Source organism: Streptomyces sp. NBC_00271 (genome assembly GCF_036178845.1).
Classification (GTDB): domain Bacteria; phylum Actinomycetota; class Actinomycetes; order Streptomycetales; family Streptomycetaceae; genus Streptomyces.
On record NZ_CP108070.1, the window covers coordinates 10,478,556 to 10,491,221 of the forward strand.

7 protein-coding genes are annotated in these 12,666 nt (G+C 67.3%); 3 read left to right on the forward strand and 4 right to left on the reverse strand.

Translation table 11 applies throughout. The features are described 5' to 3' along the window. Positions 1 to 1,024: 1,024 nt before the first annotated feature. Positions 1,025 to 1,420 (reverse strand): Scr1 family TA system antitoxin-like transcriptional regulator, encoded by a 396-nt coding sequence (locus tag OG798_RS47730; protein ID WP_328759251.1) that lies wholly within the window; start codon positions 1,418 to 1,420, stop codon positions 1,025 to 1,027. Here OG798_RS47730 and OG798_RS47735 point away from each other — a divergent pair, their 5' ends adjacent. The 3 genes from OG798_RS47735 (at position 1,421) to OG798_RS47745 (ending at position 7,525) form a co-directional block, all read left to right on the forward strand. Further along, positions 1,421 to 2,071: a hypothetical protein gene (locus OG798_RS47735; protein ID WP_328759252.1), complete on the forward strand. Its 651-nt coding sequence runs from the start codon at positions 1,421 to 1,423 to the stop codon at positions 2,069 to 2,071. Positions 2,072 to 2,453: 382 nt separating this feature from the next. Continuing rightward, positions 2,454 to 2,780, forward strand: coding sequence for a trypco2 family protein (locus OG798_RS47740; protein ID WP_328759253.1), 327 nt, complete (start codon positions 2,454 to 2,456; stop codon positions 2,778 to 2,780). A gap of 26 nt (positions 2,781 to 2,806) precedes the next feature. Further along, entirely contained in the window at positions 2,807 to 7,525 is a 4,719-nt protein-coding gene (locus tag OG798_RS47745; protein ID WP_328759254.1) for a trypsin-like peptidase domain-containing protein, read from the forward strand. Between the two features lie 821 nt (positions 7,526 to 8,346). On the opposite strand, the gene OG798_RS47750 is transcribed toward OG798_RS47745, so the two are convergent. The 3 genes from OG798_RS47750 to OG798_RS47760 all read right to left on the reverse strand — a co-directional run bounded on the left by OG798_RS47750 (position 8,347) and on the right by OG798_RS47760 (position 12,176). After that, a complete protein-coding gene (locus OG798_RS47750; protein ID WP_328759255.1) occupies positions 8,347 to 9,234 on the reverse strand; it encodes a hypothetical protein in 888 nt (295 codons plus the stop codon). Between the two features lie 297 nt (positions 9,235 to 9,531). Then, positions 9,532 to 11,172, reverse strand: a complete 1,641-nt coding sequence (locus OG798_RS47755; RefSeq protein WP_328759256.1) for an HsdM family class I SAM-dependent methyltransferase — start codon at positions 11,170 to 11,172, stop codon at positions 9,532 to 9,534. Further along, positions 11,076 to 12,176, reverse strand: coding sequence for a hypothetical protein (locus OG798_RS47760; RefSeq protein ID WP_328759257.1), 1,101 nt, complete (start codon positions 12,174 to 12,176; stop codon positions 11,076 to 11,078). The genes OG798_RS47755 and OG798_RS47760 overlap by 97 nt, the downstream gene beginning before the upstream one ends. Positions 12,177 to 12,666 lie beyond the last annotated feature (490 nt).

A 12,666-nucleotide genomic window follows, 5' to 3' on the forward strand; every position in this document is an offset into this window, starting at 1 on the left:
CAGGAGGGGCTGGGAGCTGACCCGTGCGCGCACCGCACGTCTCAATGGCCCAGAATTCCCGCTTCTGGAAATGCAAACCCATGTCTGAGGGTTTCTCCTTGACCTCAGCAAGGGGGTTCGGTGTAGCAGTCAATCGTAAGCATCAGTGCGGTCGATGCCTTGGCCATGTGTTTTCTGATCCCGTTTCAAGGGCAACGAATCAAAAACTCCTGCAGCCCCGCCCGTGACTCACGGCCGTATCTGCCATGGCCTGGCGGTGACCTGATCAAACCCCATTTCCTGCGTTGGTGATTCGATTCTTGGGTCAGGTTGTAGCCCCGCAGGCACCAGCTCGTCGACTCTCACCTTCGAATTCCGCCGCGCCCAGTTCGGGTGGATCTGTCAGGGAGGGGAAGCTGCGCTGAAGACCAGGCTGGATAGCGCGGAGGTGTCGATATGGCTCCTCGCCGACGTAGCTCTGGCACATCGTGCCCGGCAGGTCCGGGGGGCTTGTCCGGGCACGATGTGTCACAGGCGGCCTCCGCTGCAGCATGGCCGGCAGACCGGTCCGCTCATCCTCACCCGCGGTTCCTCATCGGCCCTCGTCTCTCCACCTGCCGGTTCGGCGACCAGGACGAGCTGCCCTACCGAGAGATTCCCGCAACCCGGGACACCGAAGGGCTTCCACCGAAGCACGGTGATCACGGGCACCGAAGACCGTCCGCCGGATGCTCGCCAACGCCACCGAGCGGCCGCGGGCCGGCGGACGCCGTAGTGCGCGGGACGTCAGCGGGGGATAGGCGGGCACGAGCCTGATAGTCCCGCCACTTTCAGATGTCGAGCCGTTGCCAAGGGCCCTGGCAAAGGCCAGTCAACCTGGGGTGAACTTGAGCCAGTCATCCCATCAGAGGGATGGCCGCAGCGGCGATAGACATGCGGAGATTGCCGCCATCATGGGGTGAGCAGTGTGGTCACTCCACCAAGGCGCTGCGTACGAGACTGGCGGGATCGCCGGCTCAGATTTACTCCGGGTCGGATCTACAGATCAGGTGATGTTGATTCCCCGGCGCGCGTGGCTGATCAGGTTGTGGACTTCGGCGCCGAAGACGGCCGACTCCCGCAGGGTCCGCCAGGTGTGCAGGTACAACGCGATCGAGTCGGCGTCCTCGATCCAGAGCTCGGCGTGCCAGACCTCGACCATGACGAGTCGTTCGTCATGGATCCAGAAGCCTCCGGTCGGCGGGATCTTCAGCGAGGCCGTGAACGGGATGACTCCCAACCGGACGGTAGCGGGACGGGAAAGCCGGTGACGACCGTGGAGTCTGCCCCGGGTGAGGACCTGCGGGAGCCCCCCCCGGAAGGAATTGAGACGTGGTTGCTCTACTGCCCGCAGGATGGGGCAGAGTTCTACTTCTGTCGCGGGAAGGGGAATACGCACCACATGATCAGCGCACAGTCCGCATGGGCAACTGCAGAACAGGCGGTCCCGGTTGCCGCACTCACCACGATCGTCCTGGGATACTTCCTTGCCGTGTTGCTTGCGCGACGGCAGGAGATGGGCAAGCACCAGGCCGCGGCGGAACTCGCGCTGCGGCGCGTTGTCTTTGCCTTGCGCCGGGAGGTCGGGTTGGCCAACGCCCGGCTGGCTCAGACCGGTACGTTCGGCGCAGAGAAATTCACGGGCTGGGCCATCGATGCCTTCGCATTGGAGGCGGTGGAGCTCGCCCGGGGGCTGTCGAAGAGCAAGCAGAAGCGTGTCCGCTCCGAACTGGTGCTGCTGACCGGTGAGTGGCGGGTGCAGATGGCCGAAGATCTGGGGCAGGTGCTGGAGACCGTTGCAGAGCGGGGCAAGGGGGCGGGCTTGGCGGCGCTGGCTCTACGGCACGTCGTGGTCCGCGACGATGACGCGGTACAGGGCTGGTACAGCGCTTATGCCGCGGCAGGGGAGGACGTGACCGAGGGGCTGTTGCACGAGCTGTCGACGGCGCAGCTGCCGACCGAGGAGGTGCCGGCAGTTCTGGCCGCGCTGGACCATTTGCTGCTGGCCGTGGGCGGCACGGTGGGCTTGGCTGGCCGGCCCGTCGCCGGCTGAACCGCCCCGCCCCGCCGCACACCCCTTGCCATGCACTGTCGATGCCCGCCGGTGGGACGTCGTGACCTGCCCTGGTCGGGTTCGTGGCCGGTTGGTGCACCGGCGCAAGCTCAGGGGGCGTTGGTCCGCGTTCCCGGATGGGTGTCCGGCCGTCGCTCGGCAGCGCGAGGGAGGATCGGTGGTGCCAACAGGGGGCCGGTGGGGTCGGGTTCCTCCGTGCCACGGACCGCCTATCCCCACCGGCGCCGCTTTGCTTGAGGCCATGCTCACGCCGAATGCTCTGACTTTCCGTCAACTGCGTTCATTTTATGGTGAAACCGGATGTTGACTGTTTGCATGTTCTACGGTGGGCGTAGCGTGCAGGACGTGTGGGGAGGGTGCAGTGCCGGGAGACGACTACGTCGGGCTTGCCGAGGCGATTGAGATCGTGCGGTCGGAGCTGGCTCAGGCTCGCGTCGGTGGTGACGGGCAGGGGATCCGGTTCGATGTGGCCTCGGTCGTGGTCGAGTTCGGCGGTGAGGTGCGCCGGGAGGGGCCTGCCGGGAACAGTCTGCATTTCTATGTGACCGCCGGCGACGGCGCCGCGACGACGGGCTCGTCGCATCGGATCAGTGTCACGCTCGAGGCCGTGGACGGAGAGAGCGGGCTGCCGTTGCGCATCAGCGACCGGTCGAACGGGGCGCCCGTACGGCCTCAGGCCCGGCGCTGACCGGTCCGCACCAAGGCGGGGGTGTGATGGACGAGGCGGACGTTGAGGTGCTCGCGGACCTCGACGACATGAGGGTGTCACGGGGGTCAGGCCGGCTGATTGCGCCGTCACTCGTGCTGACCGCCGCCCATGTGGTGTGCGGCGAGGACGGGCGCGTGCTGGACGGACCGAGGGTGCGTCTGCTGCACGACGGCCGGGACCGGCAGTGCCGGTTGGCATGGCGGGCCACCGACGATCTGGACGTGGCGGTGCTCGAGATCGTCCACGAGGCAGACCATGGTCGAGTCGCCCCGGCCCGGTGGGGAGTCTTTGTCGGCACGAGCAGCGGCAATCATGCGGAGTCGAGCGGGTTTCCCTGGGCGCAGGAGAGCGCGCACGGCTGGCGCGATAGTGAGCAGGTCCGGTTGACGGTGAATCTGGGCACCGGCCGGGTGCGAGGCATGCTGAGCGGTGACCTCGACGGCCCCGTTCCGGATCGCCGGCCGGACGGCCTGCGCTGGGGCGGCATGTCCGGATCGGCCGTGCGCGTGACGCACCCGGACGGTGATCTCGTCACGGGTGTGATCGTCGAAGAGGCGCCGCGCTACGGAGCACAGCGACTGACCATCGTGCCGGTTGACGCCATCCTCGACGATCCCCGCTTCCGTGCGCTGGTGCACCGAGCGAGCGGCAGCGAACCGCTCGCCGAACCGGCGGAACTCGCTGGCCTGCTCGACTCCCCGATCCGTCGCCCGGCCCTTTCGCCGGCCTCGTTGTTGCGGGCCGACTCCGAGGTCGTCGGCTTCCACGGCCGCCAGCAGGAGTTGAGGAGTCTGCACGACTGGTGTGCGGGCGACGGATTCTCCGCCCGCCTGGTGATCGGGCCGGGCGGCCAGGGCAAGTCCCGACTGGCTCGGCAACTGGCCGCGGAGCTGGGCGCGGACGGCTGGGTGGTCGGATTTGTGGGCGAGTCGTTCGGCGACGGCATGGCGGACCGGCAGATGTTCACGCGACTGCAGGGCTGCGGACGAAGACTGCTGGTCGTGGCGGACTACGCCGAGATGCGGCCGAACCAGATCGCCGAATTGGTCCGCCACAGCCGACGACCCCGTGCCCGCATCAGGCTGCTTCTCCTCGCCCGGTCGGCCGACGACTGGTGGAACACCTTGCGCTCCACCTCCCACGACGTAGGGCAGGCCCTCGCCAGCACGCAGATCGACAGCCTGCCGGATCTGGAGGACGAACCCGAAGCACGCACGGCGTCGTTCCGACGAGCCGTGCGGGACCTGGCACTAGGCCTGGAGCGTCTGCCCGGCGGCTGGGCGCACCGCCCACCCGACCAGGCCCACCCGCCCGACCTGAACGGGGAACGCCACGGCTCCCCGCTGGGCGTGCAGATGGCCGCACTGGCAGCACTCCTCGGCGCCGTCGACAGCCCGCACATCAAGGCGTCCGGTGAACCGCTCAGCGCCGAAGAAGTCATCCTTGATCACGAAGCCCGGTACTGGAGAGGCACCGCTGAGGTCCAGGCGGTGCCTTTGACGGGCAACGCTCAAAGGTGGGCCGTGGCGGCAGCGGTCCTGTGCGGCGCCGCCGACGAGGAGGAGGGCGTGGCCCTCCTGGGCCGTCTGCTGCAGGCCCTGGATCTGCCGGTGCACGACCGGCCCACCATTGCGTGGTGGCTGCGCAGCTTGTATCCGACCACCCGTCGCTTCTGGGGCTCACTGCAGCCGGACCGGCTCGGTGAGTACCTCGTTGCCAGCGTCATGACCCAACGCCCCCGCCTGGTGCCTGCCCTGCTGCACGAGGCCTCCACAGACCAAAGCACCAACGCCCTGACCGTCCTGGCACGAGCCGCCCAGCACCGCCCGGACGTGGCCGCCGGCACCGAGGTACTGCTTCTGAAGATTCCTCGGCTGGCCCCTGACGCTGTGACCGTCGCCACGCGTAGCCCGTCGCCCGCCGTGCTCCTGAACCCTGTGATCCGGCTGATGGAAGACGATCAACCCTTCGAGTTGCTGGGCGAGATCCTGAACGCCGTGCCGCAGGAGACTACCGCCCTACTGTCGTTCGCCGTGCGCAGCGCCGAACTCTACGTCCAGGTCTGTGAGTTGAAGCTGCCCAGCGACCCGGACAGGTGGATGTCCCGCCTCGTGAACGGGCTCGTCGGCCTTGGCAAACGGCAGACGGACGCCGGTCGCCACGACCTTGGAGCGCAAACCACCCAGCGCGCCGTCACTCTCTGCCGCCGCCTGCCCGTGGTGGAGGAGGCGGTGCGATTTCCGCTGGTGCTGGGACTCAACAATCTCGGCGCCGCCCATCTGGAGTCGGGTGGGGAGACGAAGGCCCTCACCGTGCTGCAGCAGGCCGCAGCGCTCAGCGCCGACTACGCCGACTCCGACGATGAGGACGACGTCTCGCTGCGCAGCATGGTGGTGTACAACTTGGGCACCCTGCTGGCCAAGCGTGTTCGCCACCAAGAGGCCCTCGGTCATCTCCGCGAGGCCCAGGACTGTCTGGACACACTGGTGCAGCACCATCAGCACAGCCGACGCCACCCTCTCTATCAGGCTCGCCTTGCCCGTACGACGGTGGACCTGGCCAATTGCCTCGCCGTGACCGGCGAGGGGCCGTCCGTGCTCCCCATGGCTCTCGAAGCGGTCGCAGTGCTGCGCCGGCTCGCCGACGACGATCCCGACGCCCACCACCAGGGCATGGCCGTCGCTCTGACCCGCCTGGCGGGCATCCACGCCGCACTCGGCCAGACGGACCGCACCGCACCCCTGCTGTTCGAGGCACGTGCTGTCCTGCAGGAGCTGTCGGTCCGCGACGAGCCGCACCATTTGCCGCGCCTGTCCTTGTGGTGGCAGCTGCTGTGCGACACATACGCGGACATCGGCGACCACAAGGCCGCCCTGGACGCCGCGGGCCAGTCGGTCCAGGTGCTGCGACGCTACGCGGACGCAGGGGGCCACGCCGAGCCCGCCGCCCTTGTCCAAGCGCTGACGCGGCTGCACGGCCGTCTGATCGCCCTGGGACGAATCCCGGAGGCGCTCGAGGCTGCGGACGAGGCCTACACCCTCAGCGACGGCCCTGCCGCTGAGCAACCAGACGGTCTGGAGAGATTGGCCGGCCTCGGCTTGGCCAGGATCGGTCTGCTGGAGACACTGAATCGGCCCCACGAGGGCCACGTTCGGGCTGACCACCTCATCACCAGGCTTCGTGCCCCCGTGGCCCACGATCCCGCCCGCTTCAGTGAGCTGCTGGCAGAGGCGGAATACCGCGCGGCGCGGTGCCTGGCGCGGGCCGAACGCCTGGACGAGGCCGTCACGCAGGCACGCACCAGCACCGAACGACTGGCCGCACTGGCCGACACCGACCAACGCCACCGGGCAGGACACCTCACCTCGCTGCACCGGTTGCTGGGCGTGCTGACCGAACGGCCGCGCGGCGACACCCGCGACCTGCCGCTGCTACAGCAGACCCTGGCGACCTGCCGAGCGCTACGCCGGGCTGGCATCGACGATCCGCAGCAGGGAGGCGAGACGGAGTTCGCCGAGGGCCTGAATCGTCTGGCACAGGCCCTGGCAGGGACAGGACTATTCGAAGAAGCACTCGACCTCACCCGAGAGGCCGTCGAGATCATCCGCAGCCAGGCTGCCACCGACGCGGCGGAACACACCCCGCACCTCGCCAGACTGGTGCACAACCTGTCTAACCGTCTCGTCCAGGCGGATCTTCAGGCCGAGGCGCTCGAGGCGATCGACGAGGCAGTCGCGCTGCGCAGCGAACTGGCGGCCGACGACCCGGACGCACACACGCCTAGCCTGGCCAACTCGTTGGCCACCAGGGTCGGTCTCCGGGCGAACAACGGACGAGTGGAGGACGCACTCGCGGATGCTGTGAAGGCATCCGAGTTGTATCTCGACAACCCTGCCGCCATGGACAGCGCAATCGCCCAGGGGTTGACCAGACTGCTTGAGCAGCTGGCCGTCGCACACCTTGAGGCGTCTCTGGACCACGAGGCGATTACGGCCGCGTCCAGGGCGGCATGCCTGCACCGTGCCATGATGAGCACTGACCGCGCGCCGTGGCTCCGCATGGTGGGCCTGCTGTACATTGCCGCGGTGCGCATACTGGAGAGCTGTGTCGACGGCCTCGCCTCAGTGCTGCGCGCTCTCAACGTGGCGGACCAGCCCGCGATGCCCCTGCCCGAAGCAGGGCACGCCCTGCTGGTCGTCTCCAGCCTCCTGCAACCGGTCGGACACCTCGATGCGGCACAGGCCGTGTGCGCCGAGGCCATTGCCGTCGAGCGGCTGATGGCCACGCAGTCGGGAACCACCGCAACCCCGACGCTAGCCCGCACCCTGAACCAATACTCGGTGTTGCTCGCTGCGCTTGGCCGTCGACACGAGGCCCTGTCCGTCACTGAGGAAGTCGTCCAGATGTATGAGGCGCTTCCCGCCGAGGTCCAGGCCCGCGTGCGTCCCGAACAGGCCATGGCACGCTACAATTTTGGGCTGCGCAACTCCGAGACGGGCCGCCTTGCCGAAGCCGTAGCCGCCTCGGCTGCGGCCGTCGACGACTACCGCCACCTGGCGCTGAACGATCCCCAGACCTACGAGCCGGAACTGGCCGACGCCCTCATCGCCTTGGGGGCACACCTGAAGGCAGCGAAAGCCAACCACACTGAGATCATGGCGGTCCTGGACGAGGTTGCGGACCTGCGTTCCAAGCAGACCGTCACCGGCGAGCCGCCCCTGTGAGTTCTCGGTTTCTGCCACTGTGAGGTCTCAATGTTGTTGAGACAGCTGTACGTCTCCTATCTGTAGTCATACAGATGGACTGATGCAGGCTTGAGTACCTTGCCGACGGGCAGGGCATGTCCTGCTGTCCTGCTGTCCTGCAAGTTGGTTGTGTATGGCGCACATAGAGTGAGAGTGCCTGCGGGTCTGCAGTCTGGTGGCTCGAAAGCGGCGAAGGATTCGCTGGCTGTGAGCCCCGGCACGCACCTCAAAGAGGGTGAGAAACAATCGTGCATCAGCCCCAGCACAGTCCGGGTCCACCTGCAACTGGCGCGTCAGAGCCTTGCCGCTGACCCTGTCCCAGCCCTCATGGTTGGACCCCCGAGGTCCTTGACCACGGGGCGGCGTTCGTCGGGCGGAGCCTGGCCCTGCGGATGCTCCCAGACCGTCTTCCGTGATGGCGCGCCTGGATGCAGTCGCGACGCAGCAACAGCACTGTCTTGGACTGCGCTCGCGGTTTGAGGGGTGTCATACCGCTCGATGTCCTGGGGCATCGGGGGTAGCTCTCGGGCGAGTTCGTTGAGCATGACGTCATGCTCGCTCATGACCGATCTCCTTGCCCCATCCACGTCACAAGCCCCCAGCACCCGGCCGCCCCCGACCGACCACTGGCCTGCATCAGTAGTTCGGCCAAGCACGGCTTTCGACCGTCCGCACCCGCCTCGACCTCGCGCGCTCGACGGCTCCACGTTCCCCGCCGAGCATCCATGACAGTCGCGCCGACGGTGCTGCCTGTCCCGGCGTGCCTGCACCACGCCGGGACAGGCTGCGAACACAGCGGCTCAGCAGGCCACGTGGCTGCGGTGCCAGGCAAAGAAGGGCGCCCGATGACCGCCGGAATCCGCAACGCTGCGCCCCACCAACGCCGCCACCGCGCCGTCCAGGTCCGGAGTGTCGCCGGACTTGGTGCGACGGGCGACGATCCCTTCAGCGGTGACATAAATGTGGCCATGCTCGAACAGCTCGTCACAACCCAGCAGGCAGACAGGCATGACGTTAGCCATCAGCAGTCGCTCTGCACCGGAGGCGTCCGCGCGACGCTTGATGTGCGCAGCCCGGATGAAACGCACCGGCAAGACCCGCCCGCACAGCGTGCAGGCAGCTTGCTCGGCGCTCCCCAGCATCCTCCTGCGCAGCTTGGCCTGCTCGCGACGGACCAGAACCTGGGCGACGGCGTTCGTCTGCCCCTCGTGTCCGACGCTGCCGTCGGCCGGCGGGAGTTCAGCAACCAGCCGGGCGACGGGAGCAGCGCCCGGTAGGAGAACGGCGGCACCCTGCTTGTTCGCGGACAGCCTCAGACACTCCATGGCCTCTGCGCCCAGAGCCACGCCCGACACGTGTTCTTCCTCGTCAAGGACGTCGATGCCCAGGCGTTCGGGATACGCAGCATCGGGCCACACGGGCTCGTCATCGCGATACAGCGGTCGAGTGACCTGCGCGACGACAACCCGCCGTAGCGTCGCCTCGGCCCATCCACCCGGCTGGACACGGCTGTTGGGTCCCTTGTGGCCCAGGATCAGGAAGTCGCCCTTGCGCAGTGAGCGAACGGCCTCGCGCGCACCACCCTTGGCGAGAGCTGCGGAACGCCATCCCCACACGCCGCGGTCGATTCCGATGGCGAGATTGCTACGTGAGGGCGCCGGGACATAGATGTAGCCGGTGTGGGCCATGAAAACTCCGCTCCAAAGCTCCACCAGAAACCACGCTGGGGGAGACGCTGAGATCGTGTGCAGCCTCAACTGGCCCGACTCGACTGCCATCGGACGACATGGGACTGCGTATCGATCATACTCCGCGGAAGTCGGACGCCCTGCATCAAGTCCTGTGCACATCAACCGTGTTGCCTCCGAGGGCAGCACGGAGCGACACACCCGAACCGCCCCCAAGAGCGGCCGGCAGACGCCGCCCGCCTCCTCTCGCTGCCGGGACACCACGTGTCCTCCCGACGTGACACCGCCCGAGCACGGTCACCCGGATTCCTGCTGCCTCCTGTCTGTCTCGGCCGAGGTCGCCTCGTCCAGGGCCTCGGCGACAGCAGCGAACTCGCGCAGAGCAGTCTGAAGATCCTCGATGATCTCAGCGGCGATCACCTCGGGCGGCAACAGACTCTCCGGGGAATGGGGCGTCGAGTCCTGCGCCCAGGAGATGTCGAGATTCGTCCGCTCACGAGCGATCACTTCGGAGTAGTCGAAGCAGCGGAAGCGTTCCGTCTCCTCCCGGTCCGTACGTGGCCTGCCCGGTCGGTACGCTTCGACGAAATCCTCCAGATCCGCCCGGCGCAGTGGAGTGTGCTTCGGCGAGAACTGCTGGTGGGTGCGCAGGTCGTAGATCCACAACTTCGAGGTGCCCGCACCGCCGTCCGCGCGAGGCGGCCTCCTGTCGAAGAACAGAACATTCGCCCTGACTCCGGTGGCGTAGAAGATGCCGGTCGGCAGCCGCAAAATCGTGTGCAGATCGAAGTCTTCGAGCAGACGGCGGCGCACCACGGCGTATTCCTGGCTCGCGAACAGGACGTTGTCCGGAAGGACGACAGCAGCACGGCCGTTCAACTGCATCAGCGACATGACGTGTTGAAGGAAATTGATCTGCTGGTGGGTGGTGGTCACCGGGAAGTCGTCGCGCTGATGGGGCGTGTGACCCGTTGCGGCCCGGTCACCCGTGTCGGGGGTGCGTGTTCCGAAGGGCGGGTGCGCAAGGACGACGGAGGCCTGCCGGCTCGGTGGACGGGCGAGAGCGTCGCCCACCGTGATGGGCGAGGGGCCTTCGGCGGACCCGGTGCCGTGCAGCAGCATGTTCATCGCGGCCAGACGGCCGGTGCTGGCGACCATCTCCTGTCCCCAGATGCTGCTGGGCGAGTGAAGCCTTCGCATCCCTTCCACGGAGAGGTCCTGAAGGTGATGCTCACAGATGTAGCGGTGTGCGGCGACAAGGAAACCACCGGTGCCACAGGCCGGATCGGTGATGGTGTCGGACGGCCGTGGCTGCACCACCTCGATCATCGCCTCGACGAGCGGATGGGGCGTCACGTACTGCCCCGCACCGCTTTGGACGTCCTCCGCGCACCTGTCCAGCAGGCCCCTGTAGGCCTGGGCCGTGAGCCCCGCATTGGGTCGCATCCCGTCGTCGAGGCTCAGGTCGACGATCACCCCCTGCAGCACAGCGGGGCCGGGGATGCGGTACTGGGCCCCCGCAAAGACAGCGCCCACAAGGGTCTTCGGAGACCTCCCGGCGAGCTCGGAAAGGAGCTCACGGTAGTGGAACTCGAGGTCCGGGCCACTCCTGCCGGCCAGTGAGCTCCAGTCGCGACCGACCGGCAGGACGGCGGAGTCGCTGCCCGCCGCGCGGGCACTGCGCGCAACCCTGTCGGCCTCCCTGAGGAAAAGCAGGTACGTGAGTTGCTCGACACACTCGAGAGGGGACAAACCGCCGTCACGAAGAACGCAGAAACACCTCCACAACGCACCAGACACAGGATTGGCCCGACCGTTTGCCTGCGGCATGAACGCGTCTGTCACAGCTCGAACTCCAGTTGAACGGCAGGGGCGGTCGCCAAGGACACCCTGGCGCGTGCTGCTCTGCGAGGACGGGGGGCCGGCCGACTCGAACACTCCCGAGCTTCCCGCTCGGCCCGCAGCCGCGCGAGCGGGATCCCGGCCGGTTCGTCAGTCGGGTCCTGAGACACGAGCCGGCCGGCGAAAGCCGCCTGCAGGAGAGACTCTCGTAGACGGTCCGACCGATCGAGCGACGCCGCCAGCTGCTCGGCCAGTCGGTCGATGCGTTCCAACTGAGCCCTGATCGACTTGCCGATGCCGGACTGTTCCCGGGCCGGTGGGATGAGGATGCGAATGTCCATCAAATTGCGCTGCGAAATGTTGCGCATGGAGCTGATGGTCCCGGTGGCCCTGGACGAAATCTGCTCACGCACACCCGGCGACGACAGAACCTGGACCAGCCACTGCCTGTCGACTCCGGCCAGCGGAACGAGACGAAGACTCTTGTCACTGAGCAGCAACCTCTGACGACAGTCCCCGACAAGAACCGTGGCACCCACATGAGCGGCGGTGTTGGCGCGGCTCACCAAGATGTCGTTCCGCTTGATCTCGTGCCGCGGATCGACCTTCGTCCGTGACGGGACGGCCTTCTGCTCATCGGCGCGGAACTCTCCGTACGTCATGGCACTGGCTTTGATCATTCCCCATTCGGCGTCCCCGGCCGGACGAGGGTCGCAGCGGATGGATCGACCGGCCTCGACCCGCTCGAGCACGTCGCGGAGTGCTCCCCGCCTCCAACCGTCGCAGCCGCCCGCGGATGGATGATCTCCCGACGTTGCGGTATGGCGAATGGCTCCACGAAGCTCCGGCGCACGCTCGATGACGCGCTCGACGGCACGTCGGCCGACCTCCAGCCGAGAGAGGTGCTTCTCCAGCCTTTCGACAATGCGATGCTGCTCTGCGAGCGGTGGCAGCGGGAAGCGGATACCTCGTAGGACCTCCTGGCCGACTGTGTGGATGCCGGTGACCGTACGCACGGCATTCTCTTCCAGGAACTGTCGCACGACGGGCGATTCCCAGACGTGCGCCAGGTATGCGGCAGACATCAGCTCCGGGTGCACTCGAACACGAATCATGGTGCCTGGGAAAGCCGTCGGCGCGGGGACACACCCCACGAGGGCACCTCGTCCGACCCGAGTTCGCGACCCGTTCGTGCGACTCACGAGAAAATCACCCTCAGAAACGAGAAAGGGAGCGACCGCCTCCCACGCCCATGCACTGCCCTTCACCTCGCAGAAGTCGACACCCCGTGGCGTGAGGGCAGTCAGCCGCAGAACGGGAAGACCCCCTTTCCTCGTCCGCACGGACCGACCGTTCGCCAACGGTTCGCTCAACACGTCCGCCAGACGAACCCACACCCACCCCGGCGCAAGTCCCCCGTCACGCATGCCAGTTCTCCATTCGGTCCTCTCGCAGGGATTGCACAGCACAGCCTCCACACGCGCATTCACGGGTGCACCGGCCAACGCCCCTTGTTCCCGCGCAGATTCACGCCACCGGCAAGACCCCGCCGACAGCCACGCCACCTGCGCAAGAACCGCAACGGCTTCC

Excerpts from the sequence above, each read along its gene's own strand:
- OG798_RS47745 (WP_328759254.1), top strand. The coding sequence starts at position 2,807 with ATGGACGAGGCGGACGTTGAGGTGCTCGCGGACCTCGACGACATGAGG.
- OG798_RS47750 (WP_328759255.1), bottom strand. The coding sequence starts at position 9,234 with ATGGCCCACACCGGCTACATCTATGTCCCGGCGCCCTCACGTAGCAAT.
- OG798_RS47735 (WP_328759252.1), top strand. The coding sequence starts at position 1,421 with ATGATCAGCGCACAGTCCGCATGGGCAACTGCAGAACAGGCGGTCCCG.